Origin of the sequence: Klebsiella sp. 1SOBk5mer (assembly GCF_046603115.1) — a bacterium.
Lineage (GTDB): Bacteria > Pseudomonadota > Gammaproteobacteria > Enterobacterales > Enterobacteriaceae > Klebsiella > Klebsiella quasipneumoniae.
Genome location: NZ_JBKIUU010000001.1, coordinates 1,000,474 through 1,019,963 on the forward strand (window position 1 = coordinate 1,000,474; position 19,490 = coordinate 1,019,963).

Sequence of the window (19,490 nt, forward strand, 5' to 3'; positions counted from 1 at the left end):
GTGGTTTTATTACCACCTGCATGACGTTATTGAAAGACTACCTCGATATCGCAACGGGATTAAGTGGCTTTTCTCTAAATGTGTATTTGATTATTTTCGTGCTATTTCTCCTGACCGGCGCCAGGCGAAATCTCCTGCGATCAAAGCATGGCCAGTGAAAAGCGCCTGATAATGAAAACACCCAATCGATCGCTTCTCACCGCCCGATGGCCTATGCGCTCAAACCACGATTTTCCAGCATCGGCTCAATCTGTGGATCGTGCCCGCGCCACTGGCGATAAAGTTCAGCTAAATCAGTGCTATTGCCGCGCGACAAAATCGCGTCGCGGAAGCGCTGACCGTTCTCACGGGTCAAACCGCCCTGCTCCACGAACCACTGATAGCCGTCGTCGGCCAGCATCTGGGTCCACAGGTAGGCGTAATAGCCTGCCGCATAGCCGCCGCCGAAGATATGGGAGAAGTAGCTGCTGCGATAGCGCGGGGGAACGGCCGCCAGATCGAGGTGTTCTTCCCGGAGTACCCTCTGCTCAAATGCATCCACCTCGTCCGGAAACGCGGTGGTCGACAGCGTGTGCCAGCGCATATCGAGCAGCGCAGCAGCTAGCAGCTCGCTCATGTCGTACCCTTTATTGAAGGTTGCCGCACGCAGCATATTGTCGCGCAGCGCCTCCGGCATCGGATCTCCGGAGCGATAGTGCTTCGCATAGTGGGCGAATACCTGCGGATGGCTGGCCCAGTGTTCGAAGATTTGCGACGGAAACTCGACAAAATCCCGCGGGGTATTGGTCCCGGAGAGGCTGGCATAGCGCTGGCTGGCGAACAGTCCGTGCAGGGCGTGGCCAAACTCATGGAACAGGGTGATCACCTCATCCCATGACAACAGCGCGCTCTGTCCGCTCTGCGGCCGGGCATAATTGCAGACGTTGTAGATAACCGGGCGCTGCTCCCGCAGGGTCGACTGTTCGACAAACACGTCCATCCAGGCGCCGCCGCTCTTTGAATCGCGCGCGAAATAATCACCGTAAAACAGCGCCATCCCTTCGCCATTGTGGTCGAAGATCTCCCAAACCCGCACATCCGGGTGGTACACCGGGATGTCAAAGCGTTCCACGAAGCGGAGTCCAAAGAGCTGCGATGCCGTCCAGAAGACGCCGTACTGCAGCACGCGCTCGAGGGCAAAATAGGGTTTGAGCTGTGCGTCATCAATGGCATAGGCAGCCCGCCGCACCTGCTCGCTGTAGTAGAGCCAGTCCCATGCCTGCGCGCGAAACTCCCCGCCTTCGTTGTCGATCACCTGCTGGATGTCCGCCAGCTCACGTTCCGCCCTCGCCCGCGCCGCCGGCGCGATCTGGCGCATAAAGCCCAATGCCTCCGCCGGAGAAGCCGCCATTTGATCGGTCAGCGCCCAGCTGGCGTAATTTGTCGCCCCCAACAGTTCCGCCTGCTGCGCGCGGATCGCCGCCAGCCGCAGCACCAGACTACGGGTATCATGCTCATCGCCCTGTTGATTGCGCGTCCAGCCGGCGGCTAAGAGATTCTCCCGCGTTTGCCGGTCGCGCAGCGCAAGCAGCTGCGGCTGCTGGGTGGTGTTGGTCAGCGTCAGCAGCCAGCGATCGCCGAGCCCTTTTTCGCGCGCCGCGTCGGCCGCAGCCGCTATCTCCTCATCGGTCAGGCCATCCAGTTGATGCCGGTCATCGACCACCAGGCCACCGCTTTTCGCCGCCCCCAGCAGCCGCTGCTGGAACTGACTTTGCAAAGTGGCCGCTTCGGTGTTCAGGGCGCGCAGCACCGCCTTCTGCGCCGGGGCCAGCGTTGCCCCGGCGTGAACAAAGCGTTGCCATGTCAGGGTCAGAAGACGCCGGGATTCGCCGTCAAGCGAGAGCGTCTCGCGCTGCTCGTAGACGCTGTTCACCCGCTGGAATAAAGCCTCGTTGAGCCAGATGTCATTCCCCAGCCCGGCGAGCTCGGCGGAAAATTGTTCATCCAGTGATTGCAGATAAGGGTTGGTATGGGCGCTGGCCATGGCGAAAAAGACCCGCGTCACCCGCGCCAGCAGCTGTCCGCTCTGCTCCAGCGCCTCGAGCGTGTTGGCGAAACTGGCAGGCTGCGGATTGTCGATAATGGCGCGGATCTCCTCGCGCTGCTGCCGGACGCCCTCATCAAACGCCGGCCGATAGTGACTGTCTTCGATCAGATCAAACCGCGGCGCCTGGTAAGGCAACAGACTGACGCTAAAAAAGGGGTTTTGTTCGGACATCTTTCTCTCCTGTACAGGCTTATCCTGTAAGATTAGGCTTCTCCTTAAGGGGTCGCAATGATTTCCGTTACCGGTCGCCGCCTGTGCGTGCTATGGTATGAAAACACAAAAAGCGTTGAGGAACAGTAAGATGATTATCATGGTCACCGGCGCCACTGCCGGTTTTGGTGAAAGTATTACTCGCCGTTTTGTCGCTAACGGTCATAAAGTGATTGCGACCGGACGTCGCGAAGAGCGCCTGAAGACGCTGAAAGACGAGCTGGGCGATAATCTTTATATCGCGCAACTGGACGTTCGCAACCGCGCCGCTATTGAGACGCTGATTGCCGACCTGCCCGCCGAGTGGCAGGCAATCGATGTGCTGGTGAACAACGCGGGTCTGGCGCTCGGTCTGGAGCCGGCGCACCGCGCCAGCGTGGAAGACTGGGAAGATATGATCGACACCAATAATAAAGGGCTGGTGTACATGACCCGCGCCGTCCTGCCGGGCATGGTGGCGCGCAATCGCGGCCACATCATCAACATCGGCTCCACGGCAGGCTGCTGGCCTTACGCCGGCGGTAACGTCTATGGGGCGACCAAAGCCTTCGTCCGTCAGTTCAGCCTCAATCTTCGCACCGACCTGCACGGCACCGCGGTGCGCGTCACCGACATCGAGCCGGGTCTGGTGGGCGGCACCGAGTTCTCGAACGTCCGCTTTAAAGGCGATGACGCCAAAGCCGGTAAAACCTACGAGAACACCGAAGCCCTGACGCCGGAAGATGTGACCGAGGCGGTCTGGTGGGTGGCCACCCTGCCGAAACACGTCAACATCAACACCCTGGAGATGATGCCGGTGAGCCAGAGCTTTGCCGGACTCAGCGTTCACCGCCAGGGCTAACCGTCAGCCACCCGGCCTGCTGGCCGGGTATGGGCGGAACCGCAAAAAACGCGTAAAATAGTGCGCATAACCCCATAAAAAGTAACCATCAATGGCCGCAGAATCGCAACTGAATCCGACGCAACCCGTCAATCAGCAAATTTATCGCATCCTCCGCCGGGATATCGTTCACTGCCTGATCCCGCCTGGCACGCCGCTGTCGGAGAAAGAAGTCTCCGTGCGTTTTGCGGTATCTCGTCAGCCGGTGCGCGAGGCCTTTATTAAGCTGGCGGAGAATGGGCTTATCCAGATCCGTCCCCAGCGCGGCAGCTACGTCAACAAAATTTCCCTGTCTCAGGTGCGCAATGGTTGCTTTGTCCGCCAGGCGATTGAATGCGCGGTGGTCCGCCGTGCCGCTGGTATGATTAACGATGAGCAAGTCTATCAGCTGGAGCAGAATCTTCATCAGCAGCGTATTGCCGTCGACCGCCAGCAGTTAAACGACTTTTTCCTGCTTGATGATGAATTTCACCAGAAGTTGTCAGTTATTGCCGATTGTCAGCTGGCCTGGGATACGGTGGAAAACATCAAAGCCGCTATTGACCGCGTGCGCTACATGAGCCTCGACCATGTCTCCTCCCCGGAGATGCTGCTGCGCCAGCATCATGAAATTTTCACCGCGCTGGAAAAACGCGACGCCGAGGCGGTCGAGAAAGCCATGAGTATTCATTTGCATGAAATCAGCGAATCCGTGCTGTTGATCCGCCAGGAGAATCGCGACTGGTTTAGCGAAGAGTAAGGATCAGACGGCTGCGAAATAAGGCAGACGCAGCCGTCGTAATGGAAAGGATTATCTGACCACCAGCACCGGCGTTTTGGCGTAGCGCAAAATGGATTCGGCGTTGGAGCCCAGCAGATGGGTGGAGATCCCCGGTTTGCGGGAGCCAATCACTATCACATCGAACGCTTCGTTGTTACTGATAGCCAGAATTTCATCGCGCACGTTACCAAAGACGACCCGGGTATGGATCCGCGACATCGGCATGTCGAACAGTCGCGCCACCTCGCGCATCTTTTTCTCCGACTCTTCCTGCATATAGGCTTCGAATTTACGAATATCCGCGGTAAACCCGCGTAATAACGAACGACTGCTGTTCGGCAGAACGTTGAGCAAGGTGATTTCGCCATTTTCCGCCGACGCGAGAAATGCCGCGTGACGCACTGCCTTATCGCTTAAATCCATTTCAAAAACATCAACAGGCAATAAAATCTTTTTATACATGGCCCGCACTCCTTTTCCAGAGAAAGTGATTTTTCAATAACTTAACTATGCCATTTTTGCGGTGAATGACCAGCCTTTATTCGGAAAAATAACAGCTAATTATCTTTAGTAAATCAGGGAAATATAGAGTTATGTAAGGACATTGCGTTCGATCATATTTTTAGTCTGCTAAAAGCGATCGACAGCAAAAAATGAAATATCAGCGGAACCGTGCGGAAACAGCAGAAGAGCCGGTGTCGACCCCATGACCGACACCGGGAATAAACGATTATTGCGCCTCAGCCCATGCGGCAACGGTGGCTTTGGCCCCCTGACGCTGCAGCGCAACATAGGCGCGGGTCACCGCCGAAACGAACCGCGCTTCCTGCGGCAGCTCACGGCCGAAGATGGCCTCAATGCCCAACAGCGCTTTGACGCGCGCTTCGCCATCGGCGCTGGCGGCTACCGCCTCCTTGATCACCGGCAGCAGCGGATCGCAAATTTCGATCGCCTGGCCGGCGTCGTCAACACCGCCGACATAGCGCATCCAGCCCGCCACGCCCAGCGCCAGCAGCGTGAAGTCATGCTGGTGCGCCAGGTGCCAGCGTACCGAGTCCAGCATGCGCTGCGGCAGCTTCTGGCTACCGTCCATGGCAATCTGCCAGGTACGGTGTTTGAGCGCCGGATTGCAGTAGCGGTCAATCAGCAGACTGGCATAGTGTGACAGATCCACCCCCTGCACTTTCAAGGTCGGAGCCTGCTCGTCCAGCATCAGCGCCAGCGCCGCGCGGCGGTAGTTGTCATCCTGCATACAGTCGTTGATATGCTGATAACCGGCCAGATAGCCGAGATAGGCGAGGAACGAATGGCTGCCGTTGAGCATCCTCAGCTTCATCTCTTCGAAAGGCACCACATCGGCGACCAGCTCCGCCCCCGCTTTCTCCCACTGTGGACGTCCGGCGACAAAGTTATCCTCAATCACCCACTGGCGGAAAGGCTCGCAGGCCACGCCAGCCGGGTCGCGCACGCCGGTCAGCTGTTCAATTTTATCGAGGGTTTCCGCCGTCACCGCCGGGACAATACGGTCCACCATGGTCGACGGAAAGGTGACATTCTGTTCTATCCATGCGGCGAGGTCCGCGTCCAGCGCCCGGGCGTAGGCGCAGACGACGTTGCGCATCACATGACCGTTTTCCGGCATGTTATCGCAGGACATCACGGTAAAGGCCGACAGCCCTGCCGCCCGGCGACGCGCTAAGGCCGCCACCACCACACCCACTGCCGATTTCGGCTGGCGCGGTTTAGCGAGATCGGCGGCGATCAGCGGGTGATCGAGCTGCAGCTCGCCGCTGACTGGCGAATGGCAATAGCCTTTCTCGGTAATGGTCAGGGAGACAATGGCCACCTGTGGCTCACACATCGCCGAAAGCACGGCCTCGAGACCATCGACCTGGGCGTGCAGCGCCTGCTTCACCACCCCGACCACGCGCGCGGTCCACGCGTCGGCGGACATTTCTGCCACGGTGTACAGCAGATCCTGCTGCCGGAGATCGGCGATCTGCTGCTCGCCGCCAATCAGGTTGACTTCAGTGTAGCCCCAGTCGCTGCCGTGCTCGCTGGCCAGTATATCGGCGTAGACCGCCTGATGGGCGCGGTGGAACGCGCCGAAACCCAGATGGACGATACGGGGAACCAGCGCGCGGCGATCGTAGTCCGGCTGTATGGCGTTAGCGGTTAAGAGGGTGTTTTCCATGATGACTCTCGTTGTTATGTGGCTCATCAACCATTCTCTGGGAGAACTCTCGAGGAGAATGCCTTTGTGCCTCAACCATCTCACGCAATTGGTATAACATCTTTGATTTCTGTCAACTACCATACAAGAAGCTTTTGCCGGGTTGTGGTCGCTGGCGAGCGATCACAAAATCTCTGGGATGGCAGGTGAAAATTCGCCGCGAAGCGGTAAGAGAAGATGGAGCATTGCGCAGGCCGCGCCTCCCTGCGGGCCTGTTGCTTCCTGGTCGGTTAATCGATGCGGGTTTTGACGATAAAGAAGTAGCACAGCGCCCCGGCGAAGGTCACCCCGGCGGCGATCACCAACGCCAGATTGAAAGAATGGGTGGTATCCACGACCCAGCCGGTGACTATCGGCGCGAAGGAGGCAAACACAAAACTGCCAAAGTTCTGGATCGCCGCCACCGACGCCACTTTATGCTCCGCCACCAGCACCTGTACCAATCCCCAGGCCGAGGTGCCAGCGAAATGGACGCAGAACAGCGCCATGGAGATAAACGCCACCGCCTGGGTCGGCGTGGACGATTGCACCACCAGCAACGTTCCCAGCGCCGACAGCACCAGACCGGCAACGATCGCCGTTTTGCGGGTTTTCGCCAGATCGTAGCCTCTGCGCGCCAGGGCGTCGACCACCAGACCATTGACCCACATCCCCACCGCCGCGGCGAGGAACGGGATCGCCGCCACCCAGCCGGTGCGCGCCAGGCTTAACCCCTGCTGAGCCTGCAAATAGCCGGGCAGCCAGGCGATATACAGCCAGCCGGTATAGTTCACCCCGGAGAAGCCGAGGATCATCCCCCAGGTAGTACGCCGTTTAAACAGCGCCAGCCATTCGCTCAGTTTCAGCGCCGGCCGGGCCGCCTCCTCGCTGGCCAGATAGCGTTGCTCCTCCTCCTGGAGGGTAAATTGCCGTCGGTTACGGTATCCCACATACCAGCACAGGCCGACCAGAATACCGGCTAAACCAATCACCACAAACATTGTCCGCCAGCCCCAGGCCAGCTGCATGATGACCAGGGCCGGCGGGGCGATGGCTTGCCCCAGCACCGTCGAGGAGTTAAATATCCCCACCGCCGTGCCGCGCTCTCTTTGCGCATACCAGTCGTTGATCGATTTCACGCCGGCGGGCATAAACGGCGCTTCACCGATCCCGAGGCCAATGCGCAGCAGAATAAAATGCGAGAAGGAATTGACCATCCCGGTCAGGGCCTGCATCGCAGACCAGAATATCAGCCCGGCGCCCAGCACAACCCGCGGTCCGAGGCGATCCAGCAAAATGCCCGAGGGCAGTTGCGCGAAGCCATAGGAGAGCGAAAAAGCGGAGAGCAGCACCCCGAACTCGGTGGCGCTCAGACCCAGATCGGCGCGTATCGCCTCCCCGGCGACGCTCAGGGAAGAGCGGTCAAGAAAGTTAACGATCCCGGCGATAAACAGCAGCGTCAGGGTGATCTTCTGCACCCGACGGATGCGCAGCGGCGTCGCGCCCGCCTGTGGGGCAAATGTCTCAATAGCCATCGTGATTCCTTACAGAGTCATAACCCAATATGATGTCTGATAAGTAAGGCAACAGGTCGACTACCATACAAGAATTAGGGTTTAAAAAAGTGGCAGGGATCACATAAGACGGGCTTACGCTCGTCCCCAGCCCGCCACGATAATCAGCATGCCGCACAGGGCGATGGCCGCGCCCGCCCAGTCATAATGGGTTAATTTGACCCCATCAACGACCCGCAGCCAGAGCAATGCGGTACAAACGTAGACGCCACCGTAGGCGGCATATACCCGCCCGCTGGCGGTCGGATGGAGCGTCAGGAGCCAGACGAACAGCCCCAGCGCCAGGCCGGCGGGGATCAGCAGCAGCGGCGTGGCCCCGCGCTTTAACCATAGCCACGGCAGATAGCAGCCGACGATTTCACACAGGGCGGTGGCAAAGAACAGCAGCGTTGTTTTGAGCATTAAAAGATTCGTAAAAGAGACAAAGCGTTGAACTATTCTACGCGATAATAGCCCTTTCCCTACGCTGTTTCGTCGGCTATGCCCGGCAAAAGAGCTGTAGTAAACTTAACCTGAGGGTTAACCCATCACTTAAAGGAAATCGTGATGAACATGACACTGAACAAACGCTGGTGCCTGACCGCCATTCTGGCGTTAAGCGCCGTCGTCTATACCTCCAGCTCGTTCGCGGCCACCGACCGGCTGGTGATTGAGTCCGGCGACAGCGCGCAAAGCCGTCAGCAGGCGTCGATGGAAAAAGAGCAATGGAACGATACCCGCAGCCTGCGCCAGAAGGTGAACAAACGGGCGGAAAAAGAGTGGGACAAAACCGATGTCGCCTTTGACGCGCAGGATAACTGCCAGAAGAGCGCCAACGTCAATGCCTACTGGGAACCAAACACCCTGCGCTGCCTTGACCGCCGCACCGGCCGGGCGATCAATCCCTGAGCACGCTGGCGCCTGCGGGCGCCGCCTTTCAGTCCCCTCTTTTCCGCTTTGACCACAGGAATTCCCATGACCGACGCGCTACACGTCAGACTCCGCCCCCTTGAGCGCGAAGATTTGCGCTTTGTTCACCAGCTCGACAACAATGCCAGCGTGATGCGCTACTGGTTTGAAGAGCCCTATGAAGCCTTCGTTGAGCTTTCCGATCTGTACGACAAGCATATTCACGATCAAAGCGAGCGTCGCTTTGTGATCGAATGCAATGGCGATAAAGCCGGACTGGTGGAGCTGGTGGAAATCAACCATGTGCACCGCCGGGCCGAATTTCAGATCATCATCTCACCCGACTTCCAGGGAAAAGGCCTCGCCACCCGCGCCGCACGGCTGGCGATGGACTATGGCTTTACCGTGCTCAATCTGTATAAGCTGTATCTGATTGTGGATAAAGAGAATGAAAAAGCGATCCATATTTACCGCAAGCTCGGCTTTATGGTCGAGGGTGAACTGATCCATGAGTTTTTCATTAACGGCGAGTACCGCAACACCATCCGCATGTGTCTATTCCAGCATCAGTATCTGGCGGAACACAAAACGCCGGGCCCGTCTCTGCTGAAGCCGACGGCTCAGTAATAATCAATGCGGTTTTTAATCGTATAGTGACGGGTCAGCGGCGGCTGGACGCTTTCATCGATCACCTGCAGCTCACAGCTCAGCGGATTGTCATGGCGATCGTAGTCGCAGGTCTGGCGCACCGTGCCCAGCGTGCGGTCGTTGAAGGTGCTGATGGCGGTATAGTCCATTTTCTTGCGCGGATCCTTCGACGGCGTGGAGGCGACGGTAAATCGCTCCTCTTTGGCGGTGGTGGTTTTCCCCAGCGGATAGCCATCGCTGTCGTAACGGTAGGTGGCGGTAGTCTCTTTGCCGCGGGCGCTGATAATAAAGCCGTTATCATCCGTTTCCCAGCTCACGCCGGTGGCGGGCATCTCCGCCAGCTGACATTTCCCCTGCAGACGCAGCCGCTTTTCATGGGTGCGGCCATCGACGTAATAGTTGGCGTCCAGCAGCAGCGTGGCGCCGGTGTTATTCTCCACATCCTCCAGCGTCAGCAGATCGAAACATCCCTCTTTTGACAGCTGCGCGCTCACCTTCTTGACCACCACATCGTGTTCGTCCAGTAACGTCTGGCTAAAATCCTTCACCGGACCGCGCAGCGGATCGAACTCAAACTCATTGGAAAAACTCGCCATCTCCGGGGTGAAGGCTTCCGGGGCGCTTTCGCGGTCGCACGCCGTCAGCAGCAGCGCGGTCGGGATTAGCCAATACAGTCTTTTCACAGATGATTCCTTTTGTGTACATCCAATCATATTAGCAAATACAATTGTTTACACCAGTTCTGCTATGCTTAAATCTGGATACCATCGATAAGGAGCGTAAGATGAAACTATCCCTCTGGACAGGCGCCGCGCTGCTGCTGTGCTCCACGACCGTGCTGGCGGCCCCCGACTCCTGTGAACGGGTCAAAAATGATATTCAACAGAAGATCATTAACAATGGCGTACCGGAAACGGCCTTCAGTCTGGCCATTGTGCCAAACGACCAGGCGGACCAGCCCGGCGCTCAGGTGGTGGGTCATTGCGCCAACGACACCTTCAAAATCACCTACACCCGTAACAGCGACAGTCCCGCCGAAAACGACGCTCAGTAAGCCCGCCTCGCTTTCAAACGAAAGATCTTATCCCTGCATTGACCAGGGATAAGATCTGCCGGCTACCCATAACGTATTATCGCTCACCCCGGCGTCTGTTAAAGACGCGGCGGCCCTTCTCCGCCCAGCATAACTATCATGGAGTGAGCAATGTCGAATCAGGAATCTTCCGGCGGCGTCACCCGACGCGCGCTACTTAAATCCACAGCCCTCGGTTCTCTGGCGCTGGCCGCCGGCGGGCTTCCCCTGCCCTTTACGCTGCGCAGCGCCGCGGCGGCGGTCCAGCAGGCTGCCGGCGACAACACCCGCATTGTCTGGGGCGCCTGTTCGGTCAACTGCGGCAGCCGCTGCGCCCTGCGGCTGCACGTGCGTGATGATGAAGTGGTCTACGTGGAAACGGATAACACCGGCGACGACCGCTACGGCGATCATCAGGTCCGCGCCTGCCTGCGCGGGCGTTCGATTCGCCGGCGCATCAACCACCCGGATCGCCTTAACTATCCTATGAAGCGCGTCGGCAAACGCGGAGAAGGCAAATTTGAGCGTATCAGCTGGCAGGAAGCGCTGGATACCCTTGCTGACCGTCTGAAACGCGTCGTCGCGCAATATGGCAACGAAGCCGTGTACATTAACTACTCATCAGGAATCGTCGGCGGGAACATGACCCGCTCCTCGCCTTCCGCTTCGCCGGTGGCGCGGCTGATGAACTGCTACGGCGGCTCGCTTAACCAGTACGGTACCTACAGCACCGCGCAGATCGCCTGCGCCATGCCCTACACCTACGGCAGTAACGACGGCAACAGCACCTCGGATATTGAAAACAGTAAGCTGGTGGTGATGTTCGGCAACAACCCGGCGGAAACCCGCATGAGCGGCGGCGGCATTACCTGGTATCTGGAACAGGCCCGCGAGCGCTCCAACGCGCGGATGATCGTTATCGATCCGCGGTACACCGATACCGCCGCCGGTCGCGAAGATGAGTGGATCCCCATTCGCCCCGGCACAGACGCCGCGCTGGTCGCCGGTATCGCCTGGGTGTTGATTAACGAAAATCTGGTGGATCAGCCGTTCCTTGATAAATACTGCGTCGGCTACGATGAGAAGACGCTGCCGGCCGGGGCGCCTGAGAATGGCCACTATAAAGCCTATATCCTCGGCGAGGGCGACGACGGCGTCGCCAAAACGCCGCAGTGGGCTTCGCGTATCACCGGCATCCCCGCCGATCGCATCATTAAGCTGGCGCGCGACATCGGCATGAGCAAACCGGCCTACATCTGCCAGGGCTGGGGGCCGCAGCGCCAGGCCAACGGCGAACTCTCCGCCCGGGCGATCGCCATGCTGCCGATTTTAACCGGCAACGTCGGCATCAACGGCGGCAACAGCGGCGCCCGAGAATCGACCTACACCATCACCATCGAGCGTCTGCCGGTGCTGGAAAACCCGGTGAAAACCGCCATCTCCTGCTTCACCTGGACCGACGCCATCGCTCGAGGCCCGGAGATGACCGCCACCCGCGACGGCGTGCGCGGCAAAGAGAAGCTGGATGTGCCGATCAAGTTCCTGTGGAACTACGCGGGCAATACCCTCATCAACCAGCACTCCGACATCAATAAGACCCACGAGATCCTGCAGGACGAAAGCAAGTGCGAAACCATCGTGGTCATCGACAACTTTATGACCTCGTCAGCGAAATACGCCGACCTGCTGCTGCCCGACCTGATGACCGTTGAGCAGGAAGATATTATTCCCAACGATTACGCCGGCAATATGGGCTATCTGATTTTCATCCAGCCCGCCACCTCGGCGAAGTTTGAACGCAAACCGATTTACTGGATCTTAAGCGAAGTGGCGAAACGGCTCGGCGACGATGTCTACCAGCGTTTTACCGAGGGACGTACTCAGGCGCAGTGGCTGCAGCATCTGTACGCCAAAATGGTGGCGAAAGATCCGGCGCTGCCGGCCTACGATGAGCTGAAGCGAATGGGCATCTACAAGCGCAAGGACCCGAACGGCCACTTCGTCGCCTATCGCGACTTCCGCCGCGATCCTGAAGCGCATCCGCTCAAAACCCCGTCCGGCAAAATTGAGATCTACTCCAGCCGGCTCGCCGAAATTGCCGCCCGCTGGCAGCTGGAGAAAGACGAAGTCATCAGCCCGCTGCCGGTCTATGCCTCCACATTTGAAGGCTGGGACGATCCGCTGCGCAGCCAGTATCCGCTGCAGCTGTTTGGATTTCACTATAAGGCGCGCACCCATTCCAGCTACGGCAACGTGGACGTGCTGCAGGCCGCCTGCCGTCAGGAAGTGTGGATCAACCCGCTGGACGCGGAAAAACGCGGGATTAAAAACGGCGATCTGGTGCGGGTGTTCAACCAGCGCGGCGAAGTCCGGCTGCCGGCGAAAGTGACGCCACGCATCATGCCGGGCGTGTCGGCGATGGGCCAGGGCGCGTGGCACGACGCCAATATGGCCGGGGACCGGGTTGACCATGGCGCCTGCATGAATACCCTGACCACCCATCGCCCCTCGCCGCTGGCGAAAGGGAATCCGCAGCATACCAACCTGGTCGACATCGAGAAGGTTTAAGGAGTAAACCATGAGCACGCAATATGGATTCTTTATCGACTCCGCTCGCTGTACCGGGTGCAAAACCTGCGAGCTGGCCTGTAAGGACTATAAGAACCTGACTCCGGAAGTCAGCTTCCGTCGCATCTATGAGTACGCCGGCGGCGACTGGCAGGAGGACAACGGCGTCTGGCAGCAGAACGTGTTCGCCTATTACCTCTCCATCGCCTGTAACCACTGCGCCGATCCGGCCTGCACCAAAGTCTGCCCGAGCGGGGCGATGCACAAGCGAGAAGACGGTTTTGTGGTGGTGGATGAAGAGGTGTGCATCGGCTGCCGCTACTGTCATATGGCCTGCCCGTACGGCGCGCCGCAATACAACGCCGACAAAGGCCATATGACCAAGTGCGACGGCTGTTATCAGCGCGTCGCCGAGGGGAAAAAGCCGATCTGCGTCGAGTCCTGCCCGCTGCGGGCGCTCGATTTCGGCCCCATTGCCGAACTGCGCGCTAAGCACGGCCAGCTGGCGGCGGTGGCCCCGCTGCCCTCCGCGCACTTCACTCAGCCGAGCATCGCGATCAAACCTAACCGCAACGCCCGGCCGTGTGGCGATACCACCGGTTATCTGGCAAATCCGAAGGAGGTGTGAGATGGGAAGCGGATGGCAGGAATGGCCGCTGGTGCTGTTTACGGTACTGGGGCAATGCGTGGTCGGCGCGACCCTCGTCAGCGGTCTGGTCTGGCTGGCGCTGGCTGACCAGCGCGAAGCGCGGCAGCGGCTGGTGCGCAGCATGTTTTTTATCTGGCTGTTGATGGGGATCGGTTTTCTCGCCTCAGTGATGCATCTTGGTTCGCCGCTGCGGGCGTTTAACTCGCTGAACCGCATCGGGGCCTCGGCGCTGAGCAACGAAATCGCCAGCGGCGCCTTGTTTTTCGCCGTGGGCGGATTCTGGTGGCTGCTGGCCGTGCTGGAAAAAATGCCGGCGGCGCTGGGGAAAGTCTGGCTGGCGATCGCCCTGCTGTTGGGGCTGGTGTTTGTGCTGGCGATGACCCGGGTTTATCAAATCGATACCGTGCCGACATGGTACACTGGCTACACCACCAGCGCCTTCTTCCTGACGGTACTCCTCAGCGGGCCGCTGTTCGCCGCCCTGCTGCTGCGAATGGCCAAAGTCGACGTTAACGTCTGGTTTATTGCCGGGCTGAGCGTGGCCGCGCTGGTCATCAGCGCCGCGATTATCGTGATGCAAAGCGCCGGGCTCGGCGCCATTCACAGCGCCGTTCAGCAGGCGGCCACCCTGCTGCCGGATTACGGTAGACTGCAGGCCTTACGTCTGATCCTGCTGGCGCTGGGACTCGGCTGCTGGCTGTGTCCGCTGATCCGCCGTCAGCCGCCGCGCGCTGCGGGGCTGCTGGCCGGTCTGCTGCTGGTCTTGATCGCGGAATGTATTGGCCGCGGCCTGTTTTATGGGCTCCATATGACCGTCGGTATGGCGGTTGCCCGTTAATGAGACGGCGCGCCGGCGCGCGCCGCAGAAAGGAATAAGTGATGATGCCGTTCCCTCACCGCGACGCTGTCGCCTTAAGCGCCCGTACCCTGGGCGCGTTGTTCTCTTATGCGCCGAATAGCCCGCAAATCGCGCCGCTGGTGGCCGCCTTCCAGGACGGCAGCTGGCAGCAACAGTGGCCCTTCCCGGTTGCCGCCCCGCTGGCATCGGGGTTTGCCGCGTCGGTGGAAGAGTCGTTGCCGGAAGCCTGGCAGCGCCTGTTTATCGGACCGTGGGCCCTGCCGGCGCCGCCATGGGGATCCGTCTGGCTGGATAAAGAGTCGGTGCTGTTCGGCGAATCCACACTGGCCCTGCGCGAATGGATGCGCGCGAACGGCATCGCACTGGACTCCGAACGCAACGAGCCGGAAGACCATTTCGGCACCCTGCTGCTGCTGGCGGCGTGGCTGTGCGAAACGGAACAGGAGGCGTTGTTTGCCCAGCTGCTGGCCTGGCATCTGCTGCCGTGGTCCGGGCGCTTCCTGAGCGTCTTTGTCGAACATGCCGCCCACCCCTTCTACCAGGCGCTGGGCCAGCTGGCGCAGGCGACCCTGGCGCAGTGGCAGGCAGGTCTACCCCTCGCGGTGGCGGAAAAGCCGCTCTATCGCTAATCCCTTTGCCGCGCCGGGAGTCGGCGCGGTTTCCTTGCTGGCTCCCCTCTCCGTAACCCGCACTTATCGCTTTTGCATATAAGTTTATTCCCTATCACAATAAGTCCATGTTTTCCCAATCTCGCTGTGACCGATGCACCGTCTTCATCCCTATCCAGATGTGCAGGTGATGTTTCGTCGCCTGCTGATCGCCACGCTGATTGGCCTTCTCGCCGCCCTGGCGGTGGCCCTGTTTCGCCATGCCATGGTAGTGCTGGAAACGCTGTTTCTCGGTAACGACAGCGGGAGCCTGGTCAACGCCGCGCAGTCGCTGCCGGCGTGGCGACGGCTGATTACCCCGGCGCTGGGGGGACTGGCGGCAGGGGCACTTCTCTGGCTGTGGCAACGACGCCGCGTTGCCCGTCCGCACGCCGCCACCGATTATATGGAAGCCCTGGAGACCGGAGACGGTTGCTTCGATACGCCGGCAAGCCTGGTGAAGTCGCTGGCCTCGCTGCTGGTGGTGGTCACCGGCAGCGCGATTGGCCGGGAAGGCGCCATGATCCTGCTGGCCGCGCTGGCGGCCTCGCTGTTCGCCCGCCGCTTCACGCCGCAGGCCGAATGGAAACTGTGGGTCGCCTGCGGCGCCGCCGCCGGGATGGCCAGCGCCTATCATGCTCCACTGGCCGGCAGCCTGTTTATCGCTGAAATTCTGTTTGGCACGCTGATGCTGGCCTCGCTTGGGCCGGTAGTGATCTCGGCGGTGATCGCCCTGCTGCTGACCCAGTTTCTCAACGGCGGCGCCGCGCCGTTGTACCATGTCGTCCTGCAGCAGGATCTCAGCGCGCTGCACTATGGCCTGATGCTCGCCACCGGACTGCTGGCCGGACTGTGCGGGCCGCTGTTTATCTGGCTGATGGAATACAGCCACCGCGGGTTCGTCAGGCTGAAACTGGCGCCGCCGTGGCAGCTGGCGCTGGGCGGTCTGATCGTCGGCGGCTTATCGCTCATCACGCCGGCGGTGTGGGGCAACGGCTACAGCGTGGTGCAAAGCTATCTGCTGCTGCCGCCGCCCGGCGCGCTGCTGGTGGCGGTATTCCTGTGCAAACTGCTGGCAGTGCTGGCCAGCAGTGGCTCCGGCGCGCCGGGCGGGGTGTTTACCCCCACGCTGTTTGTCGGCCTGGCGATGGGCATGCTATTGGCCCGCTTCAGCGGGCTGTGGCTACCGGGGGGGCAGGAGATGGCTATGATGATGGGACTGACCGGCATGGCGGCGTTTCTTGCCGCCACTACCCATGCGCCAATCATGTCGACTCTGATGATTTGTGAGATGACCGGGCAGTATGTGCTGCTGCCCGGCCTGCTGATCACCTGCGTGGTGGCGTCGGTGCTGTCGCGGACGTTACGCCGGGATTCGATCTATCGCCATCACGTTGCCGAGCATGTCTAAGTCGACGTAGCGGCTTAGCTCACGCTGTTCGGCGCGCGGCAGATACGGCAGCTCGCCAATGAGCGGCGCCGGCAGCTTTTTGCTGAGCACATCAATGATTTCGGCGTAGTGCGCCAGACCGGGATTGATGCGGTTGGCCACCCAGCCGATCAGCGGCAGCCCGTCATTGGCGATCGCCTGGGCCGTCAGCAGCGCATGGTTGATGCACCCTTCCTGGATCCCCACCACCATCAGCACCGGGAGCTGCTCCTGTACCACCCATTCGGAGAGCGGTCGCAGGTCGTTCATCAGGCTGCGCCAGCCGCCGGTGCCTTCAACCACCACGTGTTCAACCTGCCCGGCCAGCCGCTGCAAACCATCCGACAGCAGACCGTAGTTGATCGGGCAGCTGTGCGCCACGCTGCTTTCGTCTTCGCTTAAGGCGATGGGATTGACAGCCTCATAGGGTAACGCCAGCGTGGAGACGCTCTGCAGCACCAGCGCGTCTTTATTACGCAAACCGTCCGGCGTCTCTTTGCTGCCCTTCGCCACAGGCTTGTACCCGGCCACGCTTTTGCCTCTGGCAGCAAGTGCCTGCAACAGCGCACGGGAAACCACTGTCTTCCCGACAGAGGTGTCTGTACCTGTAATAAAGAAACGCTTAAACATCACTAACCCCACAGTTTTGTCGATGAAATATACGGGAGAGAAATAATCAACAGTGGGCAAAGTCTACGTGAAGCCGCTGGGGGTCAGCTTGAGATAGCGCAATTTTTGGTGTGACTATGAAAAAATGTTAACCCTGTAACAGTCGTATGAGTAAGGATCCGTTATAGAGCGCATCCTTGACCAGCGCCGCGCCAGCCATCGTTCCGCGGTTGGAGAACTGGGTGCTTTCAACTGCGATATGCTGGCTGTAGGCCGGGAGTGATTGTTGCCGAATGCAGCTGGAAATTGCCGGAAAAAGAATGTCTGCCGCCAGGTTAAACGGCGAGCCGATCAGGATTTTCTGCGGGTTAAACAGATTGACCATGATCGCCAGAATGCGACCGACGTGATGACCGACGCCGCTAATAATGTCCCGGGCCAGCAGGTCGCCCTGCAGCGCCGCCTGGCACAGCCACTCCACGCTCAGCGGACGCTGATGCAGCAGCGAGCTCATCGACTGCGCCATCCGCATCTGCGCCAGCTCCAGCACGCTCTCCACGCTGGCGATCGTTTCCAGACAGCCGTGGTTGCCGCAGTAGCAGCGTTTGCCGTAGGGGTCGACCTGGGTATGACCGATCTCCACGAGGCTGCTGCTGCCGGCGTGCAGCAGACGTCCGTCGGTGATAACCCCGGCGCCGACGTTATGATCGATCACCACCTGGATGACGTCCCGGGCGCCGCGCGAGGCGCCAAACAGCGATTCCGCCATGGTCCAGGCGCTAATGTCATGCTGAATATAGACCGGCACCCCGGTATGGTTGGCCAGCGTTTCGCCCAACGGGACGTCTTTGACCTCTTCATAAAACGGCATGCGATGAATAATGCCGTTTTCGGTATCAATGATACCCGGCATCGTTATGGCGATGGAGGTGAGACGTTCCAGCTTCTTCTGGTGGCGAATAAAGAAGCGATCGATATGGTCGATAATCCGCGTCAGAAACGGCGTGCTGTCGGTAAGGGCCAGCTCCAGCTGCTCCTCCACCACCAGCTGGCTGCTTAAATCGCGCAGCGAAAGGTGGATCTCGCCGCGGCTGATGCGCACCGCCAGATAGTGCCAGGCCTCGGTTTCCACCATCAGACCCACCGCCGGGCGCCCGCGGCTGCCGGGCTCCTGAATCTCGGTCTCCTGCACCAGATGCGCTTCCAGCATCTCGCGGACAATTTTGGTGATGCTGGCGGGCGCCAGTTGCGCAAATCGGGAGAGGTCGATACGCGATACCGGGCCGAGCTGATCAATCAGGCGATAGACGGCGCCCGCATTGGTCTGCTTAATTTGATCGATATGGCCTGGTTGACTATCCGCTACCACCATTGACTCCCTTTATTTTCGCGCTTCGAAATAAACTTTCGGCTATGGTGAAGCACTTCGATGGTGAACGTCAAATTTTTGCTTAGCCTTGTGATTTACCGCACATTTCCAGCCCCTTTTTGTCTCAATTGCGCTCGTTTTTCCAGGCCAGCAGCGTGTCACGAAAGCGTTTTGCCAGCGCCCCCTGCTCATGGTGTTTCGACCACACCAGCCACATCTCCGACACCGCATCCTGTTCGTCAATCGGCAGCCAGCGCATTTCGCTGAGCTGCACGCGCTGAAAGGAGGCCGGCAGGATCGACACCCCCAGCCCGGCGGCCACCAGGCCAATAATAGTCATCGCCTCCCCCACCTCCTGGGCAATCACCGGCGTATGACCGTAGCGGCGCAGCAGGCCAAGGATATCGTCATACAGGCCGGTACCGACGTGCGGGTCGAAAAAGACGAACGGCTCCCGCGCCAGCGCCGCCAGGCTGACCGAGGGCTGGCGGGCCAGCGGATGGTCCGCCGGGACCATCGCCAGCAGCGGCTCGCGCAGCACTCGCTGCCACGCCAGGGTGTCCGGCAGTTGGGTATTGCGCAACAGGCCGAGGTCGAGGGCTCCCTCGCTCAGCGGGACAATCTGTTCGCGGGTATTGGTCTCGCGGGTGAGAATATGCACATCCGGGTAGCGCTGACGAAACAGGGACAGCGTATCGGATACCGCCTTGATAAAAGGGGCCGAGGAGGTAAAGCCGATACGCAGTTCGCCCGTTTCCCCATGGTGCAGACGGGCGGCGCGGGCGGCCGCGTCCTCCACCTGGGCGAGAATTTGTCGGCTGTCGGCGAGAAACTGTTTCCCCGCCGCCGTCAGGCTGACGCTGCGGTTGGTGCGGGCGAACAGTCGGGCGCCGGTCTGCTGCTCGAGGATCTGAATTTGCTGACTTAACGGCGGTTGAGAGATGTTCAGTCGCGCCGCGGCGCGGCCAAAATGCAGCTCCTCGGCGACGGCGACAAAGTAGCGCAAATGACGCAACTCGATATTCATATT

General features: G+C 59.8%; 19 protein-coding genes. 10 read left to right on the forward strand and 9 right to left on the reverse strand.

The features are described from left to right. Positions 1-211 precede the first annotated feature (211 nt). On the reverse strand, positions 212-2,257 hold the full coding sequence (gene dcp / locus ACLH1U_RS04950; RefSeq protein ID WP_411299107.1) for a peptidyl-dipeptidase Dcp: 2,046 nt from the start codon (positions 2,255-2,257) through the stop codon (positions 212-214). A 130-nt stretch (positions 2,258-2,387) separates the two neighbouring features. Here dcp and ydfG point away from each other — a divergent pair, with 130 nt between their 5' ends. Together ydfG and ACLH1U_RS04960 are read left to right on the forward strand one after the other, a co-directional pair. Continuing rightward, positions 2,388-3,137 (forward strand): bifunctional NADP-dependent 3-hydroxy acid dehydrogenase/3-hydroxypropionate dehydrogenase YdfG, encoded by a 750-nt coding sequence (gene ydfG, locus ACLH1U_RS04955; RefSeq protein ID WP_023289559.1) that lies wholly within the window; start codon positions 2,388-2,390, stop codon positions 3,135-3,137. Between the two features lie 91 nt (positions 3,138-3,228). Continuing rightward, positions 3,229-3,915 carry a GntR family transcriptional regulator gene (locus ACLH1U_RS04960; protein ID WP_004206025.1) on the forward strand — a complete coding sequence of 229 codons (687 nt, stop codon included), beginning with the start codon at positions 3,229-3,231 and terminating at the stop codon, positions 3,913-3,915. 51 nt (positions 3,916-3,966) lie between these two features. Here the strand turns inward: ACLH1U_RS04960 and ACLH1U_RS04965 are convergent, their stop codons facing one another. The 4 genes from ACLH1U_RS04965 to ACLH1U_RS04980 form a co-directional block, all read right to left on the reverse strand. Continuing rightward, positions 3,967-4,398 (reverse strand): universal stress protein, encoded by a 432-nt coding sequence (locus tag ACLH1U_RS04965; RefSeq protein WP_044522819.1) that lies wholly within the window; start codon positions 4,396-4,398, stop codon positions 3,967-3,969. A 268-nt stretch (positions 4,399-4,666) separates the two neighbouring features. After that, the gene (locus tag ACLH1U_RS04970) at positions 4,667-6,130 is read right to left on the reverse strand and encodes a mannitol dehydrogenase family protein (protein WP_411299108.1); all 1,464 of its coding nucleotides are present in this window, start codon (positions 6,128-6,130) and stop codon (positions 4,667-4,669) included. Between the two features lie 269 nt (positions 6,131-6,399). Continuing rightward, positions 6,400-7,683: an MFS transporter gene (locus tag ACLH1U_RS04975; RefSeq protein WP_023289556.1), complete on the reverse strand. Its 1,284-nt coding sequence runs from the start codon at positions 7,681-7,683 to the stop codon at positions 6,400-6,402. Positions 7,684-7,797: 114 nt separating this feature from the next. Beyond that, positions 7,798-8,160 carry a YnfA family protein gene (locus ACLH1U_RS04980; RefSeq protein WP_072140454.1) on the reverse strand — a complete coding sequence of 121 codons (363 nt, stop codon included), beginning with the start codon at positions 8,158-8,160 and terminating at the stop codon, positions 7,798-7,800. A 108-nt stretch (positions 8,161-8,268) separates the two neighbouring features. Between ACLH1U_RS04980 and ACLH1U_RS04985 the strand changes: the two genes are divergently transcribed. Continuing rightward, on the forward strand, positions 8,269-8,610 hold the full coding sequence (locus ACLH1U_RS04985) for a DUF1283 family protein (protein ID WP_004206035.1): 342 nt from the start codon (positions 8,269-8,271) through the stop codon (positions 8,608-8,610). 66 nt (positions 8,611-8,676) lie between these two features. Next, positions 8,677-9,237 (forward strand): spermidine N1-acetyltransferase, encoded by a 561-nt coding sequence (gene speG / locus ACLH1U_RS04990; RefSeq protein WP_004206037.1) that lies wholly within the window; start codon positions 8,677-8,679, stop codon positions 9,235-9,237. Here speG and ACLH1U_RS04995 read toward each other — a convergent pair. Beyond that, positions 9,231-9,941, reverse strand: coding sequence for a YnfC family lipoprotein (locus ACLH1U_RS04995; RefSeq protein WP_023289554.1), 711 nt, complete (start codon positions 9,939-9,941; stop codon positions 9,231-9,233). The two genes, speG and ACLH1U_RS04995, sit on opposite strands and share 7 nt — an antisense overlap. Before the next feature lie 101 nt (positions 9,942-10,042). On the opposite strand from ACLH1U_RS04995, the gene ACLH1U_RS05000 reads away from it, so the two are divergent. The 6 genes from ACLH1U_RS05000 (at position 10,043) to clcB (ending at position 16,464) form a co-directional block, all read left to right on the forward strand. Further along, the gene (locus ACLH1U_RS05000) at positions 10,043-10,312 is read left to right on the forward strand and encodes a DUF1161 domain-containing protein (protein ID WP_004206039.1); all 270 of its coding nucleotides are present in this window, start codon (positions 10,043-10,045) and stop codon (positions 10,310-10,312) included. A gap of 150 nt (positions 10,313-10,462) precedes the next feature. After that, positions 10,463-12,898 carry a selenate/tellurate reductase subunit YnfE gene (gene ynfE / locus ACLH1U_RS05005; protein WP_102003959.1) on the forward strand — a complete coding sequence of 812 codons (2,436 nt, stop codon included), beginning with the start codon at positions 10,463-10,465 and terminating at the stop codon, positions 12,896-12,898. A gap of 10 nt (positions 12,899-12,908) precedes the next feature. Continuing rightward, positions 12,909-13,526 (forward strand): DMSO/selenate family reductase complex B subunit, encoded by a 618-nt coding sequence (locus ACLH1U_RS05010; RefSeq protein WP_032452738.1) that lies wholly within the window; start codon positions 12,909-12,911, stop codon positions 13,524-13,526. Position 13,527: 1 nt separating this feature from the next. Next, entirely contained in the window at positions 13,528-14,385 is an 858-nt protein-coding gene (locus ACLH1U_RS05015; protein ID WP_072420255.1) for a DmsC/YnfH family molybdoenzyme membrane anchor subunit, read from the forward strand. A gap of 41 nt (positions 14,386-14,426) precedes the next feature. After that, a complete protein-coding gene (gene dmsD, locus ACLH1U_RS05020; protein WP_411299109.1) occupies positions 14,427-15,035 on the forward strand; it encodes a Tat proofreading chaperone DmsD in 609 nt (202 codons plus the stop codon). A 133-nt stretch (positions 15,036-15,168) separates the two neighbouring features. Continuing rightward, positions 15,169-16,464 carry a voltage-gated ClC-type chloride channel ClcB gene (gene clcB / locus ACLH1U_RS05025; protein ID WP_023289549.1) on the forward strand — a complete coding sequence of 432 codons (1,296 nt, stop codon included), beginning with the start codon at positions 15,169-15,171 and terminating at the stop codon, positions 16,462-16,464. Here the strand turns inward: clcB and bioD are convergent. The 3 genes from bioD to ACLH1U_RS05040 all read right to left on the reverse strand — a co-directional run bounded on the left by bioD (position 16,417) and on the right by ACLH1U_RS05040 (position 19,487). Continuing rightward, positions 16,417-17,112, reverse strand: coding sequence for a dethiobiotin synthase (gene bioD, locus ACLH1U_RS05030; protein ID WP_023289548.1), 696 nt, complete (start codon positions 17,110-17,112; stop codon positions 16,417-16,419). The genes clcB and bioD overlap by 48 nt on opposite strands. Before the next feature lie 127 nt (positions 17,113-17,239). Beyond that, positions 17,240-18,460 carry a sugar metabolism global transcriptional regulator Mlc gene (gene mlc / locus ACLH1U_RS05035; RefSeq protein WP_048298665.1) on the reverse strand — a complete coding sequence of 407 codons (1,221 nt, stop codon included), beginning with the start codon at positions 18,458-18,460 and terminating at the stop codon, positions 17,240-17,242. 124 nt (positions 18,461-18,584) lie between these two features. Further along, positions 18,585-19,487, reverse strand: coding sequence for a LysR family transcriptional regulator (locus ACLH1U_RS05040; RefSeq protein WP_023289546.1), 903 nt, complete (start codon positions 19,485-19,487; stop codon positions 18,585-18,587). Positions 19,488-19,490: the final 3 nt, after the last annotated feature.